23 protein-coding genes and 6 pseudogenes are annotated in these 26,788 nt (G+C 57.0%); 16 read left to right on the plus strand and 13 right to left on the minus strand.

The genetic code is table 11. The annotated features are described in order from the left end of the window. Positions 1-57: 57 nt before the first annotated feature. On the minus strand, positions 58-564 hold the full coding sequence (locus tag BA011_RS31415) for a succinylglutamate desuccinylase/aspartoacylase family protein (RefSeq protein ID WP_420493449.1): 507 nt from the start codon (positions 562-564) through the stop codon (positions 58-60). Between the two features lie 180 nt (positions 565-744). Here BA011_RS31415 and tnpA point away from each other — a divergent pair, with 180 nt between their 5' ends. From tnpA to tnpC, 3 genes are read left to right on the plus strand one after another with little or no spacing between them, the layout of a single operon-like run. Further along, positions 745-1,173, plus strand: a complete 429-nt coding sequence (gene tnpA / locus BA011_RS31420; protein WP_065282713.1) for an IS66-like element accessory protein TnpA — start codon at positions 745-747, stop codon at positions 1,171-1,173. Beyond that, positions 1,170-1,520 (plus strand): IS66 family insertion sequence element accessory protein TnpB, encoded by a 351-nt coding sequence (tnpB, locus tag BA011_RS31425; RefSeq protein WP_064246224.1) that lies wholly within the window; start codon positions 1,170-1,172, stop codon positions 1,518-1,520. Before tnpA ends, tnpB begins: the two co-directional genes overlap by 4 nt. Positions 1,521-1,567: 47 nt before the next feature. Beyond that, positions 1,568-3,211 carry an IS66 family transposase gene (tnpC, locus tag BA011_RS31430; protein ID WP_064246225.1) on the plus strand — a complete coding sequence of 548 codons (1,644 nt, stop codon included), beginning with the start codon at positions 1,568-1,570 and terminating at the stop codon, positions 3,209-3,211. Here the strand turns inward: tnpC and BA011_RS31435 are convergent. Then, a complete protein-coding gene (locus tag BA011_RS31435; protein WP_041365332.1) occupies positions 3,180-3,425 on the minus strand; it encodes a DUF6429 family protein in 246 nt (81 codons plus the stop codon). The genes tnpC and BA011_RS31435 overlap by 32 nt on opposite strands. Before the next feature lie 711 nt (positions 3,426-4,136). Next, positions 4,137-5,075, minus strand: coding sequence for a LysR family transcriptional regulator (locus tag BA011_RS31440; RefSeq protein ID WP_065283728.1), 939 nt, complete (start codon positions 5,073-5,075; stop codon positions 4,137-4,139). A 209-nt stretch (positions 5,076-5,284) separates the two neighbouring features. Here BA011_RS31440 and BA011_RS31445 point away from each other — a divergent pair, with 209 nt between their 5' ends. Then, a complete protein-coding gene (locus BA011_RS31445) occupies positions 5,285-6,133 on the plus strand; it encodes a polysaccharide deacetylase family protein (RefSeq protein WP_065283729.1) in 849 nt (282 codons plus the stop codon). A gap of 286 nt (positions 6,134-6,419) precedes the next feature. On the opposite strand, the gene BA011_RS31450 is transcribed toward BA011_RS31445, so the two are convergent. The 3 genes from BA011_RS31450 to speB form a co-directional block, all read right to left on the minus strand. Further along, positions 6,420-7,609, minus strand: a protein-coding gene (locus tag BA011_RS31450) for an IS3 family transposase (protein WP_151343682.1) whose coding sequence is annotated in 2 segments (ribosomal slippage) — positions 6,420-7,357 and positions 7,357-7,609 — 1,191 coding nt in all. Because the reading frame shifts where the segments join, the coding sequence is not laid out codon by codon here. Between the two features lie 300 nt (positions 7,610-7,909). Continuing rightward, positions 7,910-9,163 carry an aminotransferase class V-fold PLP-dependent enzyme gene (locus tag BA011_RS31460; RefSeq protein WP_237352767.1) on the minus strand — a complete coding sequence of 418 codons (1,254 nt, stop codon included), beginning with the start codon at positions 9,161-9,163 and terminating at the stop codon, positions 7,910-7,912. A 37-nt stretch (positions 9,164-9,200) separates the two neighbouring features. Continuing rightward, positions 9,201-10,169 (minus strand): agmatinase, encoded by a 969-nt coding sequence (gene speB / locus BA011_RS31465; RefSeq protein ID WP_065283731.1) that lies wholly within the window; start codon positions 10,167-10,169, stop codon positions 9,201-9,203. Positions 10,170-10,601: 432 nt separating this feature from the next. Between speB and BA011_RS31470 the strand changes: the two genes are divergently transcribed. Genes BA011_RS31470 through BA011_RS31480 form a run of 3 tightly spaced genes read left to right on the plus strand, consistent with a single transcriptional unit; the run spans position 10,602 to position 12,876 of the window. After that, positions 10,602-11,414: a transporter substrate-binding domain-containing protein gene (locus tag BA011_RS31470; protein ID WP_237352768.1), complete on the plus strand. Its 813-nt coding sequence runs from the start codon at positions 10,602-10,604 to the stop codon at positions 11,412-11,414. 7 nt (positions 11,415-11,421) lie between these two features. Further along, complete coding sequence (locus tag BA011_RS31475) at positions 11,422-12,093, plus strand: amino acid ABC transporter permease (protein ID WP_065283732.1); 672 nt, start codon at positions 11,422-11,424, stop codon at positions 12,091-12,093. Positions 12,094-12,135: 42 nt separating this feature from the next. Continuing rightward, positions 12,136-12,876: an amino acid ABC transporter ATP-binding protein gene (locus tag BA011_RS31480; protein ID WP_065283754.1), complete on the plus strand. Its 741-nt coding sequence runs from the start codon at positions 12,136-12,138 to the stop codon at positions 12,874-12,876. Positions 12,877-13,183: 307 nt separating this feature from the next. Here BA011_RS31480 and BA011_RS31485 read toward each other — a convergent pair whose 3' ends face one another. Together BA011_RS31485 and BA011_RS45470 are read right to left on the minus strand one after the other, a co-directional pair. Continuing rightward, positions 13,184-13,381: a hypothetical protein gene (locus BA011_RS31485; protein WP_065283733.1), complete on the minus strand. Its 198-nt coding sequence runs from the start codon at positions 13,379-13,381 to the stop codon at positions 13,184-13,186. A gap of 52 nt (positions 13,382-13,433) precedes the next feature. Then, positions 13,434-13,606 (minus strand): annotated as a pseudogene (locus BA011_RS45470) (nucleotidyl transferase AbiEii/AbiGii toxin family protein); the annotation flags it as partial. A 48-nt stretch (positions 13,607-13,654) separates the two neighbouring features. Between BA011_RS45470 and BA011_RS42860 the strand changes: the two are divergent. Next, a pseudogene (locus tag BA011_RS42860) lies at positions 13,655-13,744 on the plus strand (tautomerase family protein); the annotation flags it as partial. 45 nt (positions 13,745-13,789) lie between these two features. Continuing rightward, positions 13,790-14,032, plus strand: coding sequence for an IclR family transcriptional regulator domain-containing protein (locus BA011_RS42865; RefSeq protein ID WP_151343684.1), 243 nt, complete (start codon positions 13,790-13,792; stop codon positions 14,030-14,032). A 456-nt stretch (positions 14,033-14,488) separates the two neighbouring features. On the opposite strand, the gene BA011_RS31490 is transcribed toward BA011_RS42865, so the two are convergent. Continuing rightward, positions 14,489-15,604 carry an NADH:flavin oxidoreductase gene (locus BA011_RS31490; RefSeq protein ID WP_065283734.1) on the minus strand — a complete coding sequence of 372 codons (1,116 nt, stop codon included), beginning with the start codon at positions 15,602-15,604 and terminating at the stop codon, positions 14,489-14,491. Between the two features lie 376 nt (positions 15,605-15,980). Between BA011_RS31490 and BA011_RS31500 the strand changes: the two genes are divergently transcribed. Then, the gene (locus BA011_RS31500; protein ID WP_065283736.1) at positions 15,981-16,427 is read left to right on the plus strand and encodes a winged helix-turn-helix transcriptional regulator; all 447 of its coding nucleotides are present in this window, start codon (positions 15,981-15,983) and stop codon (positions 16,425-16,427) included. On the opposite strand, the gene BA011_RS42870 is transcribed toward BA011_RS31500, so the two are convergent. After that, positions 16,320-16,592: a hypothetical protein gene (locus tag BA011_RS42870; protein ID WP_186806607.1), complete on the minus strand. Its 273-nt coding sequence runs from the start codon at positions 16,590-16,592 to the stop codon at positions 16,320-16,322. The two genes, BA011_RS31500 and BA011_RS42870, sit on opposite strands and share 108 nt — an antisense overlap. Positions 16,593-16,600: 8 nt before the next feature. On the opposite strand from BA011_RS42870, the pseudogene BA011_RS42875 reads away from it, so the two are divergent. Next, a pseudogene (locus BA011_RS42875) lies at positions 16,601-16,801 on the plus strand (IS3 family transposase); the annotation flags it as partial. A gap of 334 nt (positions 16,802-17,135) precedes the next feature. Here the strand turns inward: BA011_RS42875 and BA011_RS31505 are convergent. From BA011_RS31505 to BA011_RS31515, 3 genes are all read right to left on the minus strand, one after another. After that, positions 17,136-18,602, minus strand: a complete 1,467-nt coding sequence (locus BA011_RS31505) for an aldehyde dehydrogenase (protein WP_065283737.1) — start codon at positions 18,600-18,602, stop codon at positions 17,136-17,138. Positions 18,603-18,822: 220 nt separating this feature from the next. Next, positions 18,823-20,484 (minus strand): FAD-dependent oxidoreductase, encoded by a 1,662-nt coding sequence (locus BA011_RS31510; protein WP_151343686.1) that lies wholly within the window; start codon positions 20,482-20,484, stop codon positions 18,823-18,825. Positions 20,485-20,538: 54 nt separating this feature from the next. Continuing rightward, entirely contained in the window at positions 20,539-20,958 is a 420-nt protein-coding gene (locus BA011_RS31515; RefSeq protein WP_032991797.1) for a MarR family winged helix-turn-helix transcriptional regulator, read from the minus strand. 355 nt (positions 20,959-21,313) lie between these two features. Between BA011_RS31515 and BA011_RS31520 the strand changes: the two genes are divergently transcribed. The 5 genes and pseudogenes from BA011_RS31520 to BA011_RS46385 form a co-directional block, all read left to right on the plus strand. After that, positions 21,314-22,729, plus strand: a complete 1,416-nt coding sequence (locus tag BA011_RS31520; RefSeq protein WP_065283738.1) for an aminomethyltransferase family protein — start codon at positions 21,314-21,316, stop codon at positions 22,727-22,729. 149 nt (positions 22,730-22,878) lie between these two features. Beyond that, positions 22,879-23,748, plus strand: a complete 870-nt coding sequence (locus BA011_RS31525) for a methylenetetrahydrofolate reductase (protein WP_062942581.1) — start codon at positions 22,879-22,881, stop codon at positions 23,746-23,748. Positions 23,749-23,937: 189 nt separating this feature from the next. Beyond that, positions 23,938-25,108 (plus strand): annotated as a pseudogene (locus BA011_RS31530) (ABC transporter substrate-binding protein). Positions 25,109-25,175: 67 nt separating this feature from the next. Next, positions 25,176-26,038, plus strand: a pseudogene (locus BA011_RS46665) (branched-chain amino acid ABC transporter permease). Next, a pseudogene (locus BA011_RS46385) lies at positions 26,038-26,709 on the plus strand (branched-chain amino acid ABC transporter permease); the annotation flags it as partial. The pseudogenes BA011_RS46665 and BA011_RS46385, both read left to right, overlap by 1 nt. Between the last annotated feature and the right edge of the window lie 79 nt (positions 26,710-26,788).

Genomic DNA, 26,788 nt, shown 5'->3' on the forward strand with positions numbered 1-26,788 from the left:
GGTTCAGGCGAGTTGCGCCAGGCAAATCTGTTCAGAAAGTTCTTATATAGATCACACTTATGGGGCCTGCAGTAATTCACCCAATACGATGACGCCGTCACCTCGGGCCGTTCGTCCCTTCGCCCTTCTGCATATGATGATACCGGACGTTTTACTGGTACAGGTAGTCGGCGCGCGCCACGGTGTTTCAGGGAAAAGGATCTGACCTACCGCCTGATTTGCTTCGACGGTATCGCCGAGTTCGACAAAGGGTTCGAAAACGCCGTTCTCGTCGGCATAGATGTAGTGGTCACTGCGAGCACCTGCTCGACGGATGAAGTTCGACTGGTGAGCGTCGGGCAGTTCAGCAATCCAATCGGACGACAGCGCTCCCAGATGGACGAGGACCCGCAGAATGCCGTGCTCGGTCATGGCTATGTTGCCTCGCGAGGTGATACCCCCCCCGCCGATTTCACTTCCCATGCGTTTGACGCCGAGCCGGCGGCACGCAGCAATTAATGCGGTGTCGCCGCCGCCTGATTCATCGAACACATATGCATGTGGCGCACCGAAGGCCTTCAGCACTCCGACCATCTGAGCTTGGGATACCGGGTCCGGGTCGAGCGTGATCGTTGGTCCTGGGAGGTAAAGGAGAGAGTTTCCGCCGGAGTGGATAGTACGCATCCGAGTTGGGCCGCATTGTGGAGTGAGTGAGAGTGTGGATGCTCTGTCTATATAGACGGCAATATAGACGGTGCTTCACACATGGACTTGATGAATGATCTCACCGGGCATTTTAGCCGGATGGAGATTGTCGATAGCGGGCGTCGCCGGCGTTTCACGGATGAAGGGAAGCTAGCGATTGTGGCTGAGAGTTATAACGGCCCGCGGCAGGTGACGGCCACGGCGCAGCGTCATGGGATCACGCGCTGGCAGTTGAATGCCTGGCGCAGGGCCGCCCGGGAAGGACGGCTTGTCCACCGCTCGACAAACGGGTTTGTTCCAGCGATCGTCGTTGCCGAGCCGGTTGTTGCGAACACGCCACCTGCGGCGACTGTCGCTGTGCCGCCGCCTGTCAGCGACCACGGTCGCATGGAGGTGGTGAGTGCGAACGACCGGCGTGTGATCGTCGGTCGGGATGTCGACGTGGACGTCCTGCTGCGGATTATGCGGGGTCTGGAGACGTTGCGATGAACCCGTTTCCGATGGGAACGGGTGTCAAGGTTTGGTTGTCGACCGGACATACAGACATGCGGTGCGGCTTTCCTTCGCTAGCCCTTCGGGTGCAGGAAGTGTTGAAGCATGACCCGCTGGGCGGTCATCTGTTCTGCTTCCGGGGCCGCCGAGGTGATCTGGTAAAATTGATCTGGCATGATGGCCAGGGCGCATGCCTGTTCACGAAAAAATTGGAACGCGGCCGGTTTATCTGGCCGAATGTAGAGGGCGGCGCGGTGGCAATCACGCCGGCGCAGCTTTCTTATTTGCTGTCCGGAATTGACTGGCGAGCCCCTCAGGAAACCTGGCGCCCGACGCGGGTTTGAACGTCTTTTGCATTGAATTTGTTGGATAAATATGCTTCTATGACAGCATGTCGTTACCGCCTCTCTCACTGCCGGACGATCTTGCCAGCGCCCACGCCGCGTTGCTGGCGGAACGCGAGGCGCGGATACGCGCTGAGGCTGAAGCGAGCAGTGCAAAAGCAAAACTTTCCGGCATTGAGGCGCTCAACGCCCATCTGCAATTGCTGATCGCCAAGTTGGAGCGCGACAAACACGGTCCGAGCCGGGAGCGCACCCAGCGGCTGATCGACCAGATGGAATTGCAGCTTGAGGAACTGGTCGCTGATGCGACCGAGGATGAGCTTGCGTCAGAGGCGGCCTCAGCGAAAACACAGACCGTTCGTGCCTTCACCCGCAAGCGCCCGGTGCGCAAACCCTGGCCAGAAAATATTGAGCGCGAACGTCTCGTCGTCGACGCGCCGACCGCCTGCACCCATTGTGGCAGCGAGCGTCTGTCGAAGCTTGGTGAGGATACTACCGAGACGCTGGAGGAGGTCCCGCGCCGCTTCAAGATCGTCGAAACCGTCCGGGAGAAATTTACCTGCCGGGACTGTGGCTGCATCAGCCAGGCGCCGGCGCCTTTCCATGCCACGTCGCGCGGCTTCCTTGGCCCCAACCTTCTTTCCACGATCGTCTTCGACAAATTCTCCGAGCATCAGCCCCTGAACCGCCAAAGTCGCCGGTTCCGCAGCGAGGGGATTGATCTGTCAACCCAGACGCTCGCCGACCAGGTTGGCTACGTCAGCGCCGCCGTCAAGCCACTCTTCGATATGATCGAAACCCACGTGTTTGCGGCCGAGCGCCTCCACGGCGATGACACCACCATCCCGATCCTGGCCAAGGGGCAGTGCATTACCGGCCGCATATGGACTTACGTTTGCGACGACCGGCCATTTGGCGGGCAGTCGCCGCCGGCTGCCGTCTTCTACGCCTCCAGCGACCGGCGTGGCGAACATCCGCAACGACATTTGGCCGAGTTCACCGGCATCCTGCAGGCCGATTGCTACAATGGCTTCAATCCGCTCTTCGACCGGAGCAGGAAACAAATCCCGGTAACGCCAGCCTTCTGTTTTGCCCATGCGCGGCGAAAGTTCTTCGAGCTGGCCGATGTCTCTCGCAGTGCCCGGCGGGGCAAGGGCTTGAGGCCTGTCTCTGCGACGGCGCTGGAAGCGGTCAAACGCATCGATGCGCTGTTTGACATCGAGCGCGACATCAACGGCAAAAGCGCCGAAGAGCGCCTTGCCGTGCGCCAGGAAAAGAGCAAGCCGCTGCTCGACGAACTGGAGGCTTGGTTCAGGCTGGAACTCGAAGGCCTGTCGCGATCCTCACCGGTGATTGAACCCATCAACTATATGCTGTCGCGCTGGGCCGACTTTGCCAGATACGCCGACGACGGCAGGATCTGCATGACGAATAACGCGGCGGAAAGAGCCCTGCGCGGGGTTGCATGTGGAAGAAAAAACTGGAGCTTCGCCGGATCCGAGCGGGGCGCCGACCGGGCGGCCATCATGCTGACCCTTATTACGACGGCCCGCCTCAACGACATCGACCCGAAGGCTTGGCTCGCAGATGTGCTGACGCGCATCGCAGATCTTCCCGTCTCCCGCCTGCGTGAGCTCTTGCCTTGGGAATGGAAGAGGATCAAGGCGGTGGCGATATCGGTTGCCGCGTAAACAGCGTCCGAAACAGCTCCTCCGACCGCCGCAGACCCTCGTCCGTCAGCACCAGCGACTTCGACTTGTTCACCGGGTCGCCGATCATGCCCTTCTGATGCAAGCGATCCGTCGTTGCCCAGTCAAAGCCCTTCCAGGCACAACGCTCGTTATGCAGCGTTAGCCACAACAGCGCCAAAACGGCATCGTCGATCTTGTCCTCATCGATCTCCATGAACCCGACGTTACCACGCGAACCCCATTAAGTCCTGCGGCCCACCTCGGATGGATACAGCATGAACCTCCGGCCAACGGATGGTTCTGACAGTTGGTTCCATAGCTGGACGCTTACCTCAACAATCCATCCCCGATGCGCCGCCTCCATGACACTGGCAACCGGATCGTGCGTGAGGAACTTGAACTTGTCCGCTAGATCATCCCCGCGAAACGCCGTCTCGCCATATCAGCGCGCGAACTCGTCGACTGAGCGATAAATCAGATTCATCGAAAACGTTGGCGGCTCATGGTCATCCGCCTTCTTGTCCTTCAATGGCAGTCGGCAGGTGCTGTGTAGACCGGGATAGCCAGGTCCTCGAACTGCTCGACCTTGGCCACCACACCTTGCCGCTGCGTCCTGCAGTAGGCAGTACATAATCCCAAAACGCTGAAACGCGAGATGAAATCTCAAGCCTGGATTGTTGAAAACGGACATGAGAATCACATCTCAATCCAAATTAATAGGTCCTGAACCTAGGCGTGCGTGCAGCTAATCCATTCAAGTTTTTCGCTCTGAAATGTATTGGCGACCAAACCGAGACGAGGGTGATTGTCGATTTTGCAGCGCAGGCCTCGTTGCAACCCATCGCCGCCAACGGAAGCCCTTGCCCAAAAGTGTGAGGACCGCACCCGGCCTTCGCCCATTTCTGCGGCCTTACCTGCCGGTTCATCACTTCCATTGACGGCGGGTACTGGCTGTATCGTTTGCTATTTCGTCCCTAATCCTGATCAACACCTCGAGGAAGCTATCGACAAGCGTTGCCTCAACCAACCGGCGTCGATATGCGATGGTGTGCGTTGAATCAAAGCTGTGTGTCTTTTCCAGGATTGGGCGCAATTCCCCCTTTGCTACCCACAGTTCGGCGAGTTGGGAGGGAAGAAATCCTATAAAGCGCCCCGAAAGGATCAGCATGAGCTGCGCCTCCATAGCCTCGATGGAGGCACCGGCCCTTGAGTGACCAAAGTAGTAAAGATCATCGAAGTGTCTGTAGCGACGAACCGAGAATCTGGCCGCTTCAACATCCTTACGGTCGATCTGATCATCGGGTAATGTGAACAGGCGATGGCCCCTTCCACAATACAGGTTGTGAGGTTCAGCGTAGTAGTCGACATATTCCACGCCCGACACGCGTTGTGAGAGAGGGCCGATCACAATATCGCGTTCCCCGTCTGCAATCCTTTGCTCTAAATCCGGTGCAGTTCCCAGCACGAGATCGATAAAGATCTCGGAGTCGACCGGCAGGAACTCCGATATTGCGCGACTGATCGAAAGTTGGGGTGTGCTGAAGATACCATCGCACACGCCAAGCCTAAGCCGCCCAGCAAGATTGCCGTTGGCAAGGCTGACGCTCCGATTAAACTCCTCCAGGTCGCGAAAGAGTTTCATTGACGCTTCATACGTCGCCCGTCCCAGTTCGGTAAGCTTGAACTGCTGGCGTCCGCGATCGCAAAGGCGCCCGCCGAGACGCTTTTCGAGATCCGCGAGGTGCGTGCTCAGTGTCGATTGTGATAGATTAAGCGCAATCTGCGCCTCCGCGAAGCCGTCTGCATCCGCCAAAGCGGTAAAAACTCTTAAGAGCCGGATATCAATATTATCAAGTCTGCGCATGTCCTCTCCCGCGATACTTCGACAAATATCGATATCCAATACTAGAAAATCCAATTTACTCCAACGGCCTAAGTGGCTTTGATGGTTCCAAGTATCGAGGGGGCATTGCTAGTTGCCGCCCTTGGCTTGAAGAGGTTGAACGCTACCTTGTCCTGGAAGGTCTGATCACCGTCCGGCCTAGAAAAACTCCGCCAGCATGAGGAGAGAGAATGCCTTCGAATTGTATCGTCTGGCCTGATGGAAAGACTCTTGGCGCATCGGTCACCGTTGACATCGATGCTGACACGCTTTTGCGGCTTGCGCGCCCGGACGACGCCGACCGCCGGCTATCGGCTCTTTCGTCGGCTCGCTATGAGCCAACGGTTGCCGTTCCGAGGATTCTGGACACCTACCGCCGACTCGGCCTCCGGCAGACCTTCTTCATTCCGGGGCAGGTGATGGCCGACAACGAAGGTATGGTAGAGGCGATCCTTGCCGGCGGGCATGAGATTGGTCACCACTCGTGGGCACATGAGAGTCCTCTGGACCATTCGGATGAAAGAGAAGAGGAGTTGTTCGGCCGGGCCCTTGAGACCCACGTTCGGCTGACGGGACGCAAGCCGCGGGGATATCGCGCCCCGATATATGGCATTACGCCGGCGATCGTAGACCGATTGATCCGCGAAGAATTTGTCTACGACAGCTCAATGATGGCCGACGACCTGCCCTACAGTGTTCAAACTGAGCGCGGGTCACTGATCGAGATACCAGCTCACTGGGGCACCGACGATTGGCCACCATTTGCTCACATGGAGGAACAGCATTACGTCATGCCTGTCCGAAGCCCGAGCGCGGGGATGGCTAACTTTTTCGAAGAACTCGACGCCGCCTACGAAGTCGGTGGTTTCTGGATGCCTGTACTTCATCCATTTCTGACGGGAAGGCTTGCGCGCTGGAGGCTGATGGAAAAGCAGCTTAAGGCCATCCTGGATCGAGGTGACGTCTGGATCGCTCCCATGGAAGAAATCGCCGCTCATGCGCGCGCTCAGGATAACCTGCGCATCGAAAGGTTACCGTAGCAATCGTGTGCGGCAAGGAATCGCCGGAGCCCCTGCCTCGTCCACGAAGCCTGGAGCGGATCATTGCTTATCGGAACCGGTGCGGGATTCCCAAATCGGCAGATTTGTGGTTCATGACGGACGCTGGAATGGAGGCCAGCATCCATTACGCGACCCTGCTCACCGACACCATTAGCCAGAGGAATGCGTCAATTACTTCTCAGATGCGGGCTACGCTTCCGTCAAAACATGAAGACATCCAGGCCGCCAGGCGGGCTTTTACTGCATTTGACCTGCCACTGAAGTTTCATCCGGCTGCGATTAGAGCCTCGGCGGGTTTGAATACGCCAAATGGCGCGGTGGGAGCAACCGGCGGAAACGCGAAGCTTTCATCTTGCGCAGCGTTGGAGCCGGTTGCGGCGATGATCCCGGCGTAGCCTGCCGGGGTCTGGTATCCGAGCGACGAGTGTGGCCGGAAATGGTTATAGTCGTCAGCCCATTCAGCAATGGCGCTGCGGGCATGATCGAGGCCGAAGAAGAGGCTCTCGTTGAGCAACTCGTCGCGCATCCGGCCGTTGAAACTCTCGACATAGCCGTTCTGCATTGGCCTCCCCGGCGCGATATAGTGCCACTCGACCTTGTGATCCCTCGACCAGGCGAGGATGGCATTCGACGTTAGTTCGGTGCCGTTGTCGGAGACAATCATTCCGGGCTTGCCGCGTCGTTCGATCAGCGTCGTCAGTTCTCGGGCGACACGTCGACCAGAGATCGACGTGTCCGGGACCGCTGCCAGGCATTCGCGCGTCACGTCATCGACAATGTTGAGCACGCGGAAGCGTCTGCCGCAGGCGAACTGGTCATGCACGAAGTCCAGCGACCAGCGGGCATTGGCCTTCGCTTCAACCAGGATCGGCGCACGTGTGCCGACCGCACGCCGCCTGGCTTTCCGCTTGCGAACGGAAAGACCTTCCTCGCGATAGAGCCGGTAGATGCGATTGACCCCGGACGGCTCTCCGTCCCGCCGAAGCAGGACAAACAGCCGACGGTAGCCGAAACGACGCCGCTCATTGGCGAGGTCGCGCAGCTTCGTCCGCAGTTCAACCTCCGGCGGTCGGCTTGACCGGTAACGGATCATCTTGCGGTCGGCGGATATAATCTGGCAGGCCCGCCGCTCCGAAAGACCCATGACGGCCTTCAGATGCGTGACGGCGTCACGCTGGGCGGCAGGCCCTACCATTTTTTTGCAAGAAGCTCGCGGAGCGCGGCTGCATCAAGCATCTGCTCGGCCAGCAACTTCTTTAGCCTCGCATTCTCGTCCTCAAGCGCCTTCAGACGCTTCGCTTCGGAGACTTCCATGCCGCCGTATTTGGCTTTCCAATTATAAAACGTTGCTTCTGAAATCCCGTGCTTGCGGCAGAGATCGGCTGCCTTCGCACCCGCCTCCTGTTCCTTCAGCACCGCAATAATCTGCTCTTCCGTAAATCTCTGCTTCTTCATATGTCCGTCCTCAATGGTCCGGACTCTAATCCATTCTGGAGGAAATTCTCAGTGGCAGGTCACATTGGCGAGTATCGTCTCGCAACCCTCCAGTCTGCAATCGCGATGAATTCGTCTGGTGGTGAGCGTGTGTGATGGAGCCTGGTCCACAGATAACGGCAGAGAATCCGGCGCCCTGGTACAGGCCGGCTTCAGTGCAAAACGACACGCTCAACGACAGCCCCATCGAAGGCGGCTCTGTCACTGGGAAGACCTATGACATCCATTGAGGGAGGTCGGAAAGAGCTGGCGCCAACACTGCTACCGGCCTCGCAGCTCTCCCAAGACGTTGGCGAGTGCAGCGGTCAGACGATCGACCTCTTCAAGTGTGTTGTAATGAGCAAACGATACACGAACGATCCCGCCATTATCGTTGATGTTGAGGCGATCAAAGATTCGATTGGCGGCGAATTTGCCCCATCGTATCGCAATGCGATGCTTGTCCATCGCCAGGCAGACCTGCTCCGCGTGAACGTCCCTTACCCGGAAAGCGACTATGGGCAGCCGAAGAGAATCCTGATTCCGTTGCGTACCAATCACCTGAACATCGGGAAGTGCGGTGAGAAATGCCAACAGCCTGTTCAGCAAATCATTCTCATGGGCAGTGATCGCGTCGAAGCCTTTCTCCAGCGAATCTCTGCTTAGCGCTTTCGTCCGGTTCTCCGAAAGCGAGCACAGATACTCGGGAATAGCAGGCAGTGACGCCGTCAGTTCATAATTGGGGTCGCCTGGCTCCAATTTGAATGGAAGGTCCGACTTCCCGTAGTAGTGGTGATAAATGGAATCTAATTCCAGAAGCAGATCGTACTTGCCATACAGCACGGAGCAGTGAGGGCCATACGCCTTGTAGGCGCTGAAGACATAATAATCGGCATCGAGCGCCTGCACGTCGACGGCGCGGTGAGGAGCAAATGCCACGCCGTCAACGCAGAGCTTGGCGCCCACAGAGTGAACGATATCTGCAATCTCCCGCACCGGATTCGTCAAGCCAAGGATATTGGAGGCGTGATGGACACAGACGAGACGCGTCCTGCTGCTCAGCAGAGCTTTGAGGTCATCGAGATCGAATTCGGTTGTCTCGCGATCGAACGACCACGTTTTGATGATCACACCGAATTCCTTCAGACGCTCCCAACAGGTTGCATTGCTTTCGTGATCACCGCTCGTGAGGATGATTTCATCACCAGGCAAAAAGCTCCTCCGCAGACCGTGTGCGAGATTGCTGAGTGCCACGGTCGACGAGCCTGCGAAAAGAATTTCCTCCGGGATGCGGGCGTTGACCATTAGCGCCATGGCCTCACGCGCGTTCCAAAGACGCCGTTCAGCCTGCTCGGACATCGCGTAACTTCCACCATGTTGCACATAGGCTATGCGGAAGAACTCATTGATACGGTCCACGCCCGACTTAAGGATTTGCGATCCGCCGGCGTTGTCCATGAGGACCCAATCTTGATCGAGGCCATGGAAATGGCCCCTTACATTGTCAATTGCGAGTTGCGGTGTGGAGCTCATCATGTGGTCTGTTTCCCCCGATATCTCACTGATCGATATTTCAACGCGTGTTGCGATTGGCTATGCAGTTGGCGAGAATGCAAGCCATCTCATACATCAGGGATGCGCCCACCAGGGACGTGCCGCCGGTCTGATCGAAGGGCGGGGAGATCTCGACAAGGTCGGCACCTACGAGATTGAGGCCATCGAGACCGCGGATCAGGGCCTGGGCCTGGATAGTTGTCAGGCCGCCGATTTCCGGTGTTCCGGTGCCAGGTGCAAAAACCGGGTCAACGCTGTCGATGTCGAATGACAGATAGGTTTCGCCATCGCCGACTACAGAGCGCGCTTTCTCGAGGACTTTCTCGATACCGAGTTCATTGACCTCTTCAATGAACATCACCGTCACGCCGTGGTCTTCTGCATACTGCCACCCCGCCTCGTTGTTCTGCGCCCCGCGGATGCCGATCTGTACCACGCGCTTGGGGTCGAGAAGACCGTCCTCGATGGCCCGACGGAATGGCGAACCGTGGCTGAACTTGGAACCCTGGAATTCGTCCCAGAGGTCCATATGCGCATCGATATGAACCATTCCAATCTGGCGGTCACGGGCGATAGACCTGAAAATGGGATAGGTGACAGAATGGTCGCCGCCCACGGAGAGCGGGATAATTTTTGCAGCGTGCACGAGATCGTACAAGGCGCTGATGTCGTCATGAGCGCCTTCTACGCTTAATGCCTTCGTCATGGGAACGTCGCCCAGATCGGCGATGCGGCACATGTCGAACGGATTCTTCCGCGACACATGGTGGAACTTTCGAGTAAGGGATGATTGATTGCGGACCTCACGAGGCCCGTGCCGGGCGCCGGATCGATTGGTCAGGCCGCCGTCGTATGGGATGCCGATCAGTCCGAGGTCGACTTCCTGCAAATCTGTCGCGAGAGGCGCGCGCAGGAAAGTTGCAATCTCGGCATATCTCGGCGCATCGAGATTTGGAAGCGCGGGGGAACGAAAATGAGGTAGGGTCATAACGCGGGTGCGGTCCTTATCTTTGCATTCAAACTGAAAATTTAGTCGCGCGAACGATGCGTTGATGGGTTCCCCGACGGTGGCATTGAGTGCCTTGGGCGCCGTTTCGCGTTTCTGAGAACAGGTATCCTGCGGCGTCGGTGCCTTGTAAATTTGAAATTTTCGCGTGTTACTTTGAAAAGCATCGATCTAAACGTGATCGAGGATCTGAATGGCCGGGCCCTACCTCGAATATAGTGGCTCGGAGGCAGGGGTAGGTTGCGGCTCTGAAGCCGTCTATGGCACGCTTACAATCAAGGTACGGCTCGGCTCTTGGAGGCAACATCGAGTTTATTCGATGTATCCGACGAAAAATCAAAATTTACTTGGCGCTATCCTTATGTCCACTTGAACACGAACCGCACCCAGCAGTGCAAAAAGGGGAACTTAAGGATGCTGAACAGACTTGCTTTGAAAAATATGTGTCGCGGTGTGATCGTATTGGCGCTCGGTATCACCACATGGGCCAATTCCCAGGCGTTCGCGGCCGATTGGACGATCGGCGCCAATATAGGAAACGTGCCTTGGGAGTTTGCGGAGAGGGATGGAAGTTACGCCGGCTTCGAGGTCGAACTCGTGCAGGAGCTTGGAAAGCGGCTTAACCGTACCATCGATATACAGAACCTGCCATTCGAGGGGTTGATCCCCGCGCTTTTGTCGGATCGCATTCAGATCGGTATCGCGTCGATGACCATCACAGATGAACGGCTTAAGTCGCTGGCTTTTGCACAACCCTACTTTGACGCCGATCAATCCGTCACGACGCTGGCTTCCAGTTCTGTGACTAACCTCGACGGAATCAAAGGGGCTCGCGTGGCTGTCGAATCCGCCGCGACATCCGATATCTGGGCGACGAAGAACGAGGAGAAGTACGCTTTCGAAAGCATCAGTCGCTACGACTCCATGGGTCCCGCAATCCTGGATTTGCAGGCGGGACGCGTAGACGCATTCATCGCCGACATGCCCGCGATCGCTTTCTACATCAAGGACAAGCCGCAATTCCACATCGTGGATCGCGTACCGACCGGCGAGCAGTACTCCCTTATTTTCAACAAGAGCTTCGCGGACATCGCATCGATAAACGATGTGATTTCCCAGATGAAGCAGGATGGTTTCCTCGCTGGCCTTCACAAGAAATGGTTCGGAACCGATCCAGCGAAGGACTCGTCGACGGTCGTTGTGAAACCTCTACCCGTCGCCAAGTGATCTGACGATGGATATTGTTCAGACGTTTTTCAATATCGACGTCCTGCGCAACAGCCTGCCTGCGCTGTTGTCGGGTCTGGTTGTGACCGTCGTGCTGGGCGTCGTATGTGCGATCGTAAGCTCTTTTCTGGGGCTTACGTTTGCTCTTCTTCGCCTCTACGCCGTCGCGCCAGTCCGTATCGCGATCGCCTTCTACATCGACGTATTCAGATCGATCCCGCTTCTGGTCCTGCTGGTCCTCATATACTACGCACTCCCGTTTCTCGGAGTTCGCTTGTCGTCGTTTTCTTCAGCTGCGACAGCGCTTTCGCTCGTAGCGGCGGCATACGCCGCCGAGATATTTCGCGCGGGCTTTCAATCCATCCCGAAGGGGCAGTTTGAAGCAGCGCAAGCCATCGGTCTCGGCTTCTTCGACACGATGCGGGATGTCGTCATCCCCCAGGCGTTCCGGCTGGTCATTCCGCCTCTCACCGGCAACGCGATCAGCGTCTTGAAAGACACCGCCCTCGCATCGGTCGTGGCGATGCCAGATCTTCTCAAGCAGGCTACCCAGGCCCAATCGCTCGCCGCCAATCCGTCTCCCCTCGTCGGCGCAGCACTGCTCTACCTGGCGTTGCTACTGCCGCTGGTAAAAATTGTCAGCCGGTTTGAACACCGCGGGCTGAGTCAAGGAAGGTGATTGATGTCTCTAAGCTCTGCCAATCAGGACCCAGTCCATTGTATGATCAAGATCGAGGGCTTGCGTAAGGCCTACGGCATGTTCGAGGTTCTTCACAATGTTGATCTCCAAGTGAAGAAGGGCGAAGTGGTTTGTATAATTGGTCCGTCGGGTTCCGGTAAGTCGACGCTCATCCGCTGCATCAACCTGCTGGAGAAATATCAGGGCGGGCAAATCCATGTCGACGGCGCGCCGGTTGGACCTGAGAAAGTCGCATCGGAAACCCACGCGAAACTCGGAATGGTGTTTCAGAGTTTCAACCTGTTTCCGCATCTTACGGCTTTGCAAAATGTCGCCCTAGGGCCGATCCGTGTCCGCAAAAAGCCGCGATCCGAGGCCCACGAAATGGGGCTCTCCCTGCTGAAGCGAGTGGGCCTCGAAGCTCATGCCTCAAAATATCCTTCTCAACTGTCGGGCGGGCAGCAGCAACGTGTTGCCATCGCCCGTGCGTTGGCGATGGAGCCGCAGGTATTGCTTTTCGATGAGCCGACGTCGGCGCTCGACCCGGAAATGGTGGGCGAAGTTCTATCGGTGATCCAAGCGTTGGCGCACACCGGGGTCACGATGGTTATCGTCACGCATGAGATGGGCTTTGCTCGCAGCGTTAGTGACCGGATCATCTTTATGGACGGCGGCGTGGTAGTCGAACAAGCTCCTCCTGACGAACTTTTCCTTCGTCCCAAGATGCAACGAACCAAAGACTTCCTCACTGCTGTCAGACCGAGCCACGCGGTTCCCGCCTAGGTTCCAACGAACTGCCGCATTGAGCTGAACATCTCGTCGCAACAAGCCACCATGGTATTGGCTGATTTCCCCAACCTCCGGCCCATAGCTGTTCACGAGGAGTCCATATCCGTATAATGGGAAGGAACGGGGTTCCCTTTGTGGGCGTTGTGCAACCAGCTGGGGAACTGGCGGCTGAAATCAGCCATACGTCTTCATACGGGATACCAGAACACGAGCCGGGAATCCAGTTTCCAGGACCGTTGAGGCTATACATCGTCCACGGTGTATTTCGCGGTGTACAGACGGTGACGCAGCGGAGTCCGTGTCAAAACGAGACTTCGGGCGGGCGGCCTTCGATACCCGCGGCGTCCGTGACGGGGCGTGTCCTGGAAATATTGTGTTCGACGAGCGCCCCGCAGGCGTCGGCTGATAAATGCCGATGCATTCCGGTCGGGTTGTCGAACAGATAAAAGGTGTCGATCGGCTCGGTATCCCGTGTCAGGATCGCCGCGCGTTCCAGCATGTTCTCCCATTGCGCAGCAGGTCTCCGGGGTGCGCTCGAGGATCGTCGATGTTTTTAGGGTCGTCTCGCGATCCTCGCCTGGGAGGCAGATCAGAACCGCTGTCGACCGAGAGCCGCGGCGTGTTTGCGGTAAAAGAGATTTATCGCCGTACCGCCCTTCAGGGCGAAGATCTCATGGCGGTCGATGAAAGGCAGGGTCCGCACCAGAAGATCAACCTGGCGCATGTATCTGTTCACGTGCCATGGGGTTCTCCCTTCGCATCACGTCGGCAGTCAGATATTATGGTGTCGTTTGTGGAAAATACGGATGACGATTGGTCTTTCGGTGCTGGAGAAGCCCAGTTTGTTACCGGCAAATTATGAGAACTTTTCGAGGCCGCGTGATGGATACTCCGTCAATCATCTTCGATGCGAACCAGACGCTTGCATGGACAGTCGAATGAACAGACAACAGACACAGCCACCAGAAGCACAGCCTTCGACAGTGACAAACAGACTGCCGGGATCTCTGCCGTGGGTGCGGCGTTCTTTGATCTGCAAGGCGACCTCTATGCTATCTCTGTGCCGACGCCGAGTTGGCGTTTCCAGTCACATGAAAGACAACTCACTGATGAATTAAATTCGCACAAGCGCGCAGATAGTCGAGCTTGAAATTTTCCACGAAAGCTGGCCAGTCTCCACGAGTAGTAAAAGAGGGTCTGTTAGCGTCAAGCGCTCCTGTCGCGACGACGACGTCCGCTATCAAAGCCCGTAGCCACCTATATGCGGCATCACCTCATAGGACTGCGCCAAACTTTGCAGATCGGGAGCTGGTGGCAGCCGTAGCGGCGGCGGGGCAAGCAGCCAAAAAGGGCATCTCGTCGACGCCTTCAGCGATCCGGAGACAATGTGGGCTTTCGCAGTGCGATCCGCTATCCGGTGGGCCGGGGAGCAGGCCATTGGCCCTGGATTGAGAGGTGATATAAATCCGTGCAGGCTCCCGATACTCGCGCCCGTCAAGATCGCGGTCGCCTGCACGACGGCTTCCATCGGCAACAGACACCTGCATGACCAGAGATTAGCCGCGGGCGTAGGAGATTTTCATCACTTCCACCCGCGACATTGGGATCATACGAGTTCGGAAAGGTCTTTAGCGTCAAAGCGTCTCAAGCTTGCTTCATCGGCTTCCTTGATCTTTGCCAGCCAGTTGGGATCACTGATCAGAGCGCGGCCAACCGCGATCATATCGAACTCGTCCCGCTCCATTCGTTCGATCAAGCGTTCCAGGCCCTTCGTTTCCGCCCCTTGGCCTGCAAAAGCGCTCATGAAGTCGCCATCAAGGCCCACCGAGCCGACGCTGATCGTTGCGGCACCGGTCAGTTTTTTGGCCCATCCAGCGAAGTTAAGGCCTTTCTCGCCATCGATCTCCGGGAATTCCGATTCCCAGAACCGTCGTTGCGAGCAATGGAGGACATCCACCCCAGCCTCCACCAATGGCAGCAGCCAGTCGGACATCAGCGCCGGTGTCTCGCCGAGCTGTACCGTGAAATCCTGTTGCTTCCACTGGCTCACGCGAAGGATGATCGGAAAGTTCGGGCCAACCGCCCCACGAATAGCGGCGACGACGTCGGAAGCGAACCGTGACCGCTCCCTGATCGTCGCACCACCATAACGATCATCACGCGTATTGGTGCCTGACCAGAAAAACTGATCGATGAGGTAGCCATGCGCGCCGTGGATTTCGACTGTGTCGAAGCCCAGGCGCTTGGCATCGGCTGCGGCTTTGGCGAAGGCTGCGACCGTATCGGCAATAGCTTCCTCGCTCATCGCCTCGCCGCGCAGCTTGCCCACGGCCTCCAGGCCGGACGGGCTTTCTACGGGTGATTCCGGTTCCCATTCCATGTAGCGAACGGATCCTGTGTGCCATATTTGCGGCCCCATTCGGCCACCTGCATCGTGTACGGCGTCGATGACACCTTTCCAGCCCGCCAGCGCCGCCTCTCCATGAAAGAACGGAATGTTGGGGTGGTTGCGAGATGACGGCCGGTCGATAACCGTGCCCTCCGAAAGTATGAGGCCAACCTGTCCTTCCGCGCGGCGCCGGTAATAGTTGGCATTTGCCTCGGCCGGTACGCCGCCCAAGGCGAACATACGCGTCATCGGGGCCATGACAATGCGGTTCTTCAGGTCAAGGGTCTTGACGGTGAAGGGTCGGAAAAGCACGCTGGTATTGGTTGCTGACATTGGAATGTCTCCATAGCGGTTGGTGCTGCAGTGAAAAGGAAAACATGTTGGTGAACGGCGCAGTCATGAGCCTGCGTGCTCTGTGCACAAAATCGGGTGCCGCCTGGCAATCCGGGAGATGCCGAAAGTGGGCACTTGAAGCGTCCCGCCGCAGATGAGCATTGTGTGGTCCACTTGCTTGCAGCTCGTGCCAACCATGCGGTCGCCAGTTTTCGCCGAGGTCCGGACTGTTACAGGACCGATATCCGCGGAAGCGTTGGTCGCGGGGGCAACGCCGTTGTCTTTGATACTCATGGCAACTTTCAATTGATATGGATCATCGTCTGACGACGTGTTACTATCTTTTCGATATCGTGTCACTATCAAAAGGATACCAATGGAAAATAGTGCTGTCCTGAAATGCCCGATCGCCCGTGGGCTCGATTCTGTCGGAGATGCATGGAGCATTCTCATCCTGCGGGATGCCCATATCGGCTTCACCCGGTTCGACCAGTTCAGGAGGAGTCTGGGCATCGCGCCGACGATACTCACGAAGCGCCTCAAGGCGCTGACGGAAGCTGGCTTGCTTGAAAAACGGTCCTATTCCGAAAGACCTCCCCGCGAGGAGTACATCCTCACGGAGGCAGGTCGAGATTTCCTACCAGTACTTATGATGATTGGAGCGTGGGCACACCGTCACTGCGACGGTGAACTCGCCCGCTATATTGATGCTGAGTCAGGGGTGGAGATTGAGCCGATCGGAATAGACGCCGTGACGGGCGCGAAGCTCGGAATTCGGGCCATGCGGATGAGCGCACCACTCTCGGTAGAGGTTCAGAATTAGCGGCCACTGGAAGTGAACGGCGGCCCAATGCACGAACTTGCGGTTCATGGTGCCGGTCGCTGTCAACCCTATGCCGCCTTGGCTGTCGGCGTAGGAAGCCGAAAGGATCATCCCGCGAAGAAGCGGTGACAGCGCGGCGACGTTAACGTCACCCTGCAGCTTCATATCCGGAAGCATCGTGCGGCTTTGTGAAGATCTTCGGCCGGTTGAAAACGGAACTCTTCTACCCCCGAGACTGGAAGACCATCACAATCGAACAGTTCGTCAGAGAGGTTGATGCCTACATCCGATGGTACAATGAAAAGCGCATCAAATTATCACTGGGGTCACGCAGTCCGATAGAGTATCGAAGAAGTCTTGGCCTTAATGTATAAATCAGTCCAAGTTTTTATCCGCACCCCCACCGGCTCAGTTCCGCGTGGAAACCAACAGCCAAGTCTATTTGGACATGGCAGATTTCGACAAGAGGCTTTTCAACTCGGGTGCGATGGTGGATCCGTACGATTCGCGCGGCAAAATCAGCTCGTCATTGGGTAGCGGACGGGCCAGCTCTTTGGCTTCACCTGCGGGTTTCAGAAATCTGTCCGCGGCTCATCAGCATCCGATATGTCGGTGGATGCTGATGAGCCGCGCTGGCAAAGGCCCGTATTGCCAATCCATGAAATCTTCAAGGCCTTGCTACAGCTGTCGTCCTGAAAACTGAGTGTCTCAGAACGGATAGTGACGCTCCAGTGTCTGCATCGTGATCCAGCGCAAATCCGTGAACTCAGCGATACCCGCTTTCCCGCCAAAGCGGCCTATTCCAGACGCCTTTATACCACCAAGCGGCATTTGCGCCTCGTCATGCACGGTGGGGCCGTTGATGTGGCAGATACCCGACTCAATGCGGTTCGCGACTTGCCAGGCCCGTGCAATGTCGCGACCAAAGACGGCTGCGGACAAGCCGTATTCAGTATCATTGGCGAGGTTGACAGCCTCATCGACGCTGCCGACCCGGAGAATAGGTTTGACCGGACCGAAGCTCTCTTCGCGAAATATCCGCATCGATGGAGTGACATAATCAATCAGCGTTGCCCGCATCAAAGTCGAATTTGATTTCCCGCCGATGACAACCTTGGCTCCCTGCGCCACTGCATCTTCAATCAGCTCGTTGCACCGATCGACAGTTCCTTGGTTCACAACGGCGCCCAGTACAACGGGACCGTTCCTTGGGTCTCCTGCCGGAAGCTTTGCCGTTTTTGCGACAAGGGCGTTGACGAAATCGTCTGCGATCTTTTTATCAACGATAATTCGTTCGGTGGACATGCAGATTTGTCCTGAGTTCATGAATGCGCCAAACGCGGCAGCCTGAACGGCTGCATCTACGTCCGCATCATCTAGGACAACGAGCGGTGCCTTCCCGCCAAGTTCAAGAACCACAGGTTTCAGGTATTTCGCGCAGGTCAAAGCAACGGCACGCCCGACCGCGGTGGATCCCGTGAAGCTCACCCGGCGGACAGCAGGGTGTGCCACCATCGACTCGAAAACGGAGGCGGCATCCGCCGGTGCGTTAGTGATGTAGTTGACGACACCTTTGGGGAGTCCTCCCTCCTGCAACGCCTCAATCACCAGGGAATGCGTTTTCGGGCACTGCTCCGAACCTTTGAGAACGATCGTGTTTCCGCAGGCAAGCGGCGCCGCCAGCGCCCGTATGACCAGAATGACGGGCGCGTTCCACGGCGCGACTCCAACAACGACACCCGCCGGAACCCGGATTGCCATCGCCAAGCTGCCGGGTATATCCGAAGGTATCACCTCTCCGCTGATCTGCGTAGTCATCGCAGCTGCTTCCTCCAGCATGTTCGCGGCGAGGTTTACGTTGAAGTCGGCCCATACTTGAGTGGCTCCGATCTCGGCTTTCATAGCCTCGGCGAAGGAGACCGCGCGATTGCGTATGGCGGCTGCCGCCTTCATCAAATAAGCACGTCGTTCACTTGGACCGATCTTCGACCATCCCGAGAATGCGCGCTGCGCTGACTCTACCGCAGCTTTACAATCGTCAGAGGTCGCAGCGGCGGCTTCGCTGACCCGTTCGCCCGTTATCGGATTGCGACGCTCAAAAAACGCTCCATTCGATGCGCTGCGAAAATCGCCCGCGATCAAAAGCCTGGTTTCGAGTATTTTTGCAGTCTCCATGGTATTCCTCCCTTGTGTTGAACATCTATTGCAGTCGATCTCATTACCGGGACTCGCTGAGCGAGGGGTCACAGGTTGATTGTTCGCCTTCATTCCGTCCGTCTCCTTGGTACCACGGACTCTGCCAAAATCTGGAGGAAGTTGAGGGTCTCAGGTCACCGGACTATAAAAACTTAGTGTGGCTTCATCGCGATTACCGCCGCCGTGACGCCTCTTCACCCTACGCTCGGATCTGGCCCAAGACAGTCTCGACGATATGAATGGCGTCGCCATCGCCATCTCCGCGCCAAGCGATGACCTGGTCTGGCCGAATGAGCACAAGCGGCTTGCGATAAATTGCCCGGAGTTGATCCTCTTCTATATCGACGACGGTGAGATCCATTCCGGCCATTCTAGCGGCTGTAACGAACTCGGTTCCTGGCGAAGACGAGGGGCGAAGCCGCAGGAGGGTCCATTCAAACCCAAATCGATCGAACAATGACGTTTGAGAGTTCAACCAAACATGGGGCGCTCTGCCCCCCGGCGCGGCATTTGGAACGTAAACATCCGGCAGGTCCGGAGCCTGTCCTTCCCCTTCGGAGAGGATTATCGGCGAATGGTCGTAGCGAGCGCCGAACGTCACGCCGGGTATGTTGAACTCGGAACGCCCATGTGCCTCCAGGTATGCGCCGGCTTCCCGTCGCAAATCCGATCCGAGATCCGAGTCCGCCTCGATGTCGGGTTTCGGGACGTAGTTTCCGATGGATTCGGCGAACGCCCGAGCGAAGCCGGTGTTTCGCACGGCCACCGGGCGTCGCTCCAGTTCATAGGTATCGAGAAGGAATGACGGTGCATTTCCTCTCACAACAGAAGCGATTTTCCAACCTAGATTGACCGCGTCATCCACCGCCGTATTGTACCCCAAGCCACCGGCTGGCGTAAAAAGATGAACCGCGTCGCCGCCGAGGAATATCCGGCCAGCCTGAAACTTCTCGGCGACAAGGGCAAACCCGGCCGTCCAGGTGCCGCGAGAAAGAATTTCCCCCTCAACGGGATACCCGACCACCGTCTGGAACATCTTCAGCGCTTGCGCATCGGATATATCGTCTTCGCTCTCGCCTTCCTTTAGTTGGGTGTGAAAAGCAAACTCGCCTTTGCCGTCGACGGCGGCCATAAACGCCCGGCGCTCAGGATTGAACGCCACGTTCATCCAGGCTGGTGCAAAGGGAACAACCTCATAGAACTGCGGGCAGCGAAGATAGAGGGCAAACATTTTCCCGCCGAAGAAATCTCTGACTGCCCCGCCATCGCCCTGATATCGAATGCCAAGTGTCCGACGTATGAAGCTTTTCGCGCCGTCTCCTCCAATAAGATATTTGGCCCTTACGGAGCGCGTGCTCTCGGAGCCGACCTGACTTGCGGTCATGGTCACGGCGTCACCAACGTCCTCGAACCGGGATATTCGCCACCCGTAGTTCACCGAAACCGTAGACAGAGCTTCGGCGTGCTTACGCAGAACTCGCTCGACAAACTTCTGAGAGACACGGTGGGGCAATTCGGCCGCGCTCCAGGATCCTGTCATTGTCAGGATCTTCTCGCGCGCCTCTTTGGCTGAGGGAAGGCGAAAGCGCGCCAATTCATGGTGAGCATATCGCGTGAAATATGCGATATCGGTTGGAAAGTCTTCAGGCATGCCGAGTGCACGGATCTCATCCGCAAATCCCAGGCGTCGAAAATGCTCCATCGTCCTTGCCTGAGTGGCATTGGCCTGGGGATTGAAAGCCGTCGAAGATTTCTCGTCAAAAAGAATGGTTGAAACGCCTCGGCGGCCGAGCTCATTGGCCAGCATCAGTCCGAATGGACCGCCACCCGCGATGGCGACATCGTAAACTTCGTGAGTCACGGCAAAACCTCCCAAATCCGCTGGTGCGAAAATAGTAAGGAAACCGGACCAATGTCAATCGGCTTGATCACCCTCTTTGTTGATTTGGCACTCTACATATTTCCCGAGAGCTTCTACCATGAGATCGACCATTGCCGGCCCGAGCTGGTCACGCATTTCACTTTCGGCCACCTCCAGGCTTTGATGAAAGGCCTCCAGCCAAACGAAGCCGCTGTCTGTGAAGCATACGAGCTTTGCCCTGCCGTCGTCAGGATCTTGGCGTTTTTCAATGAGGCCGGTTCGTTCCACCTGATCGACCAGTTCACTCATCGATTGCTTTGTGAGAGAGGCGCGTCTCGCCAGTTCCGTGAGCCTTGTCCCGTCTTCGTCGAGGTTTCGGGTTAGATTAATATGTGCGGCGGTAAGTTCGGAATGCCCTTTGGCTTTCAGATTTTCGATGATCCTGTTCTCGAATATCCTGACCGCCTCGTTCATCCGACGGCCAATGTTGCTCCTGCGCCACGCATTTTTCAAAATCATTTTTTACCACCTCGGAAGCTATCAATTTACACGAGTAAGCCTGTGGCAGGTATTTTTCCAGCCCCTCGACTAAAATTGGTTGACATATGCCGCTTTCACAAAATATGGTCAGGCTACCTTACTAAATAAGGTGTCTTGGAGGAGGCTTTATGAACGAGAGGCTCTTGCGGCCGATATGGGGACCAACGCGCTGCACCATCCCGTGCACGGTTCTCGCCACCACCAAGAACAGTCGATTTAGTAGGCCACTGGTCGACGTATAGTCAAATCGCTCAGCAGAGCGGAACATAAAGAGGAGGATGTTCGAGCAATGGTAAAGGCAAACGGCGCGCGATCACTGCAGGATTTGGTCGACGAGAAAGCCAATCTCGTCGAGTATTTTTACAACGACACGCTTGCGCCCCATTACCGGGCGCGTACCGGGCTCACCGCTGCGTTCATTCCGCCGGAATTCACAAACTGGCGAGACGAGCAACGCGCCTGGCGCGAGACCGCGATCCTGTTCGACCAGTCGCACCATATGCCGGAACTGATGCTCAAAGGTCCCGATGCGTTTCGTCTGCTTGAAAAGCTCGGCATCAACAGTCTGGCGAATTTTACGATTGACCGCGCCAAGCAATTCGTGGCTTGCACGCCACGCGGCCATGTCATCGGCGACTGCGTCGTCTACAGACTTGCCGAGGAAACCTTCGAGCTGATCAGCGGCATGCCTGTCCTGAACTGGGTCCAGTTTAACGCGGAACAAGGCGGCTACGACGTGACGATCGAGCGCGACGACCCGACGCCTTACAACCCGACCGGCAGGCGCTGGTTCTACCGTTTCCAGTTGGAAGGTCCCAATGCCGGCCTGATCTTCAACGCTGCGGTCGAGGGCGGCGCCCCGGAGATTGCATTCTTCAGAACCGCGAAGGTGAAAATTGGCGGATGCGAAGTGCTCGTTCTACGGCATGGAATGGCGGGCCATCTGGGAGCAGAGCTTTCAGGACCGTATGAGGATATGGAAAAGGTGCGCGCCGCACTCATCAGGGCCGGTGAGGCGCATAGGCTGAAGCAGGGCGGGACGAAGACCTACTTTAGTACGATCTTCGAGTTTGGCTGGATGCCTTACCCCCTGCCGGGCATCTATACGGGCGAAGAACTGCGCGATTTTCGCCAATGGCTGTCTGGAAACGGTTGGGAAGCGAACGCCCAACTCGGCGGCAGCTTCGTCTCGGATAATATTGAAGATTACTACGTCACCCCGTGGGATCTCGGCTACGGCCATATTCTCAAGTTCGATCATGACTTCATTGGGCGCGAAGCCCTGGAAGCCCTGCCCGTGGAGAAGCGGCGCCAAAAGGTCACGCTGGTATGGAACCGCGACGACGTTGCGGCAATCTTTGTGTCTTGCCTCGGAGACGGGCCACGATACAAGGCTATAGACTTGCCGGTCGCCTATTATGGCTGGCCCCAGTTTGATGAGGTGCGGGGTCGGGATGGCATGCTCGTCGGTCACTCCTGCCATTGCGGTTACAGCAACAACGAAGGCGAAATGCTGTCTCTCGCCATGCTCGACGTCCAAAACGCGACTCCCGGGACGGAAGTGACGCTCACCTGGGGAGAGCCTCGTGGCGGGTCCCGGAAGCCGCATGTCGAACGGCACGAGCAGTTCAAGGTCAGAGCGGTCGTGGCGCCCGTTCCCTATGCAAGTTCCGTTCAAAAGATGAAGCGCGCTGCGATCAGCTGACCATTGCCGGTATTCGCTTAGCGCATCTTCGTCAGAGCGAACACCGGTGTTGTCCTGGCTACGGATACCCTGCGGTCTGCTACTCGGCAACGTTCACATTCTTCTTGCTCAATGAGAATTCGCCTGTCTCGCAGGCGGGATGGGTTTTTATGGCTATGTCGCAAGCAATACATCTCCGAGACCAGAGCGATGTACTGGATGACTTTTCGGTGGAAGTGACGACAAAAGATACCGCACAGCTGGCGGCCATGTCTGGCGCGATCCCCAAAGGCACGATCATCTCGATTCCGTTTCTGTCAACGGAAAGCGATGCCGACCGGATTAGGGCGGCCAAAATGGTCCGACAGGCGGGATACGTACCCTTGCCTCACATTGCCGCCAGACGTCTGGGGTCGGAATCCATGCTATCGGCAATGCTGTCGGCGCTTGTCAATGACGCCCAGGTGAGCCGATTGCTCCTAGTCGCGGGCGATGCCGACCCTCCCAAGGGCCCGTTCTTGGATACCGCTACGATCTTACGTAGCGGTATCCTCGAACAGCATGGGATCAGCAATGTCTCGATAGCCGGGCATCCGGAAGGACACCCGGTCCAGAACGCTGCCATGCTCACCAGTGCGCTGCTGGAAAAGCGACTAATCATGGAAGCAGCAAATATCGAGTGGTCGATTTTCACTCAGTTTGCGTTCGCATCGGAACCCGTACTTGCCTGGATAGGTGAACTGCGTCGATTGGGTATCGAAGTCCCGATCCACATCGGTATTCCTGGCCCGGCAAGCGTGAGAACGCTATTGAAATTTGCAGCGGTTTGCGGCGTTTCCGCATCCACATCCGTCCTCAAGAAGTACGGTCTATCGATCACTCAGTTGTTGTCGAGCGCGGGGCCAGACGCTCTTGTCAATGAGTATGCTACCGGCTTGAGCAACGCCGAATATGGCGATGTTCGTCTGCATTTCTATCCGTTTGGAGGACTACACAAAACAGTGGACTGGTTGCAAGAGTACCGGACGCGACATTCCTAAGGCGCCCATGCGATTGTCAGGACGCCTGACTAGACTGGAGCATTTCCGACTCGGACAACACGGACAGGCGGTCCATGAATGCGGAGAAAACTTGACGTATTAGTACGGTTTCCGTACCAATACTAGCGGAGGAAGTGGCGCTTCAGCGTCAAGGCGCCCGGACGCTTTTCCGGTTGGGAGGGAAAAAATATGACATTTTCGAAATCGACGTTGTATCTCGTCGCATCGGCTGCGTTTTTCGTGACCGGCACGCTCGCTCAGGCCGAGACAATCAAGGTCGGCGTTATCGCTACATTCTCCGGGCCAAACGCAATCTGGGGCAAGCAATTCCGCGAAGCGATCGATGTCTATGTCGCGCAGCACGGAGACGAGGTTGGCGGTCACAAAATTCAGTTCATCTACAAGGACGTTGGCGGACCCAACGCCGACGCCAGCAAGGCAGCGGCCCAGGAACTTCTTGTCCGCGACGGCGTGAAGTATCTTGCTGGATTTGACTTCACCCCCAATGCCGTTGCGGTCGCTCCCCTGACAAAGCAGGCAAAGGTGCCGGCGGTGATTTTCAATGCCGCGACATCATCGATCAACAAGCAGTCGGACTTCTTTCTGCGCACCAGTTTTACGTTGACGCAGCTCGCTCAACCGGCAGCCGAGTGGGCGGCCAAAAATGGCTCCAAGAAAGTCGTGACTGCCGTTTCGGATTACAATCCCGGCATTGATGCAGAAACGGCCTTCTCCGCCTCTTTTGAGAAAGACGGCGGGGCGGTTCTCGAAAAGATCCGAATGCCGCTTCAGACCAATGATTTCGCGCCATTCATGCAGCGTATCAAGAGTTCCGGTGCCGATACCGTCTTCACTTTCCTGCCGGTGGGCCCAGCGACGTTCGCTTTCACCAAGGCCTATAATGAAAATGGCCTGAAAGCTGCTGGCGTTTCTTTCCTTGGCGGTGGCGAGACCGACGAGACCACACTTGATGCGCTTGGAGACCAAGCTATCGGCCTGGTGACCGCATACCACTACTCCGATGTCCACGATTCTGCGCTGAACAAAAGCTTTGTCGCAAAACTGCAGGAACTTCATCCGGGCTCGCGCGCCAACATGGCATCAATCGGCGCCTATGACGGCGCGGAGTTGATCTACCGGATGATCAAGGCTGCAGGGTCTGACGGCACAAAAGCCATCGAGGCGGCCAAGGGCATGGAATGGGAAAGCCCACGCGGGCCGGTGAAGATGGATCCGGTCTCACGGACGGTGGTGCAGAATGTCTATCTTCGGCGTGTTGAAAAAAGGCGCGGACGGCAAACTGGTCAATCGGGAGTTCGCGACTGTCCCGAACGTACCGGACCTCGGCTTCAATCCCTGATCCACGGTGAGCGTGGCGGGAGTTTTCCGCCACGCAACGCCCGACCTCGCAAATCTCAGGTTAGAGAATGTCCCTCATTCTAAGTATCGTCGTCGATGGCGTCGCCTACGGGATGATATTGTTCATGATTTCCGTCGGACTTTCGATCACGATGGGGCTCATGCGCATTATCAACCTTGCGCACGGCGGGTTTGCCCTGCTTGGCGGCGCAGCCGTTCATCTGCTCACCACACGTCTGGACGTAGCGTTCATTCCGGCGTTCCTCGTCGCCGTTCTCGCGGTTGTCCTCGTTTCCGTGCTTCTCGAGCGGCTGCTCTATCGCCACATCTATGGCTTCAACGAGTTGGGCCAGGTGTTGGCGACCATTGGAATCGTCTTCATCATGATCGCAACCGTCAATCTGTTCCTGGGCTCCACGATCCTGCCGCTTGGCGCCCCGGCGATTTTCACGACACCGATCGATCTCGGGTTCAGGACGCTACCGTTCCACCGGCTGGTCGTTATCATTCCGGTTTGCTTGTGCTGGCCGGTCTCTGGTTGCTGATGGAAAAACAAGGTTCGGCATCTACTTGCGCGCAGCTGTCGACAACAGGATTGCGGCCGCCTCGCTCGGCATCAACACGCCGCTCGTCTATCTCGTTGCATTCGCCACCGGCGCCGGTCTCGCGGCGGTAGGAGGTATACTCGGTGCGGAACTGCTTCCGATCGAGGCTTACTATCCGCTTCGTTATATGGTGCTGTTCCTGATTGTTGTGTCTGTGGGTGGACTTGGCAGCATTTCCGGCTCCTTCCTTGCTTCGATTAGCCTTGGGATTCTCGATACGGCTGGTCGCTATCTATTGCCGGGCATTGGTACCATCTTCTTTTTCGTGGCGATTGTGGTGTTTGCTCGCGCTTCGGCCCAACGGTCTGATGGGGAAAGCGCAATGATGGACCCCGTCCTTTCGACGTCGCCGAGGCGCGCGCCGACCGCCCTGAGCTTCCTCATCCCGTCCATTTCCGTCGTGGTCGGTGCGAGCCTTGCCTTTCTGATATTCCCGTACGACCTGTCGTTTCTAACCCGGATCGTCATCATGATGATCTTCGTCGTGTCATTCGACCTCATTCTCGGGCAGGCGGGAATAGCAACACTTGGTCACGCGGCCATGTATGGATGCGGCGCCTATGCCGCGGGACTAATTTCGCTTCACCTGTCGCCCGACCCGCTGCTCGGGCTCATGGTCGGTGCCGTGGCGGGCGCAGTGATGGCGTGGATTTCCGGGCTTGTCCTGCTTCGCACCCACGGCATAACTCTGTTGATGATTTCGATAGCCGTGACCATGGTTCTTCAGGAGACCGCATCCCAGGCACGTTGGCTAACGGGCGGCGCCGACGGCCTGGCCGGCATCACGGTTGGCCCGCTGCTGGGGCTGTACGAATTCGATTTTGTTGGACAGGTCGCCTTCATCTACAGCGTGTCCATTCTTGCGGCCGTTTTACTGCTCTGTCAGGTTCTGATCGGGTCCCCGTTTGGGCTCGCTCTTAGAGGAATTGAAGGCAGCGCCAGCCGGATGCGCGCAATCGGTACGCCGGTCTATCGCCGAAAGGTGACGGTCTACGTTATCGCTGGCGCTATTGCCGGAATTGCCGGCGCCCTTGCGGCCCAGGTGACAGGCCTGGTTGGCATCGAAGTGTTCAATT

Origin of the sequence: Rhizobium leguminosarum (assembly GCF_001679785.1) — a bacterium.
GTDB lineage: Bacteria > Pseudomonadota > Alphaproteobacteria > Rhizobiales > Rhizobiaceae > Rhizobium > Rhizobium leguminosarum_R.

Excerpts from the sequence above, each read along its gene's own strand:
- BA011_RS31520 (WP_065283738.1), top strand. The coding sequence starts at position 21,314 with ATGGTAAAGGCAAACGGCGCGCGATCACTGCAGGATTTGGTCGACGAG.
- BA011_RS31475 (WP_065283732.1), top strand. The coding sequence starts at position 11,422 with ATGGATATTGTTCAGACGTTTTTCAATATCGACGTCCTGCGCAACAGC.
- BA011_RS31435 (WP_041365332.1), bottom strand. The coding sequence starts at position 3,425 with ATGGAGATCGATGAGGACAAGATCGACGATGCCGTTTTGGCGCTGTTG.
- BA011_RS42865 (WP_151343684.1), top strand. The coding sequence starts at position 13,790 with ATGCGAACCAGACGCTTGCATGGACAGTCGAATGAACAGACAACAGAC.
- BA011_RS31505 (WP_065283737.1), bottom strand. The coding sequence starts at position 18,602 with ATGGAGACTGCAAAAATACTCGAAACCAGGCTTTTGATCGCGGGCGAT.
- BA011_RS31460 (WP_237352767.1), bottom strand. The coding sequence starts at position 9,163 with ATGATGAGCTCCACACCGCAACTCGCAATTGACAATGTAAGGGGCCAT.
- BA011_RS31515 (WP_032991797.1), bottom strand. The coding sequence starts at position 20,958 with ATGAACGAGGCGGTCAGGATATTCGAGAACAGGATCATCGAAAATCTG.
- tnpB (WP_064246224.1), top strand. The coding sequence starts at position 1,170 with ATGAACCCGTTTCCGATGGGAACGGGTGTCAAGGTTTGGTTGTCGACC.
- BA011_RS31480 (WP_065283754.1), top strand. The coding sequence starts at position 12,136 with ATGATCAAGATCGAGGGCTTGCGTAAGGCCTACGGCATGTTCGAGGTT.
- BA011_RS31500 (WP_065283736.1), top strand. The coding sequence starts at position 15,981 with ATGGAAAATAGTGCTGTCCTGAAATGCCCGATCGCCCGTGGGCTCGAT.
- BA011_RS31440 (WP_065283728.1), bottom strand. The coding sequence starts at position 5,075 with ATGCGCAGACTTGATAATATTGATATCCGGCTCTTAAGAGTTTTTACC.
- BA011_RS31525 (WP_062942581.1), top strand. The coding sequence starts at position 22,879 with ATGGCTATGTCGCAAGCAATACATCTCCGAGACCAGAGCGATGTACTG.
- BA011_RS31490 (WP_065283734.1), bottom strand. The coding sequence starts at position 15,604 with ATGTCAGCAACCAATACCAGCGTGCTTTTCCGACCCTTCACCGTCAAG.
- speB (WP_065283731.1), bottom strand. The coding sequence starts at position 10,169 with ATGACCCTACCTCATTTTCGTTCCCCCGCGCTTCCAAATCTCGATGCG.
- tnpA (WP_065282713.1), top strand. The coding sequence starts at position 745 with ATGGACTTGATGAATGATCTCACCGGGCATTTTAGCCGGATGGAGATT.
- BA011_RS42870 (WP_186806607.1), bottom strand. The coding sequence starts at position 16,592 with ATGAAGCTGCAGGGTGACGTTAACGTCGCCGCGCTGTCACCGCTTCTT.
- BA011_RS31445 (WP_065283729.1), top strand. The coding sequence starts at position 5,285 with ATGCCTTCGAATTGTATCGTCTGGCCTGATGGAAAGACTCTTGGCGCA.
- tnpC (WP_064246225.1), top strand. The coding sequence starts at position 1,568 with ATGTCGTTACCGCCTCTCTCACTGCCGGACGATCTTGCCAGCGCCCAC.
- BA011_RS31470 (WP_237352768.1), top strand. The coding sequence starts at position 10,602 with ATGCTGAACAGACTTGCTTTGAAAAATATGTGTCGCGGTGTGATCGTA.
- BA011_RS31485 (WP_065283733.1), bottom strand. The coding sequence starts at position 13,381 with ATGCTGGAACGCGCGGCGATCCTGACACGGGATACCGAGCCGATCGAC.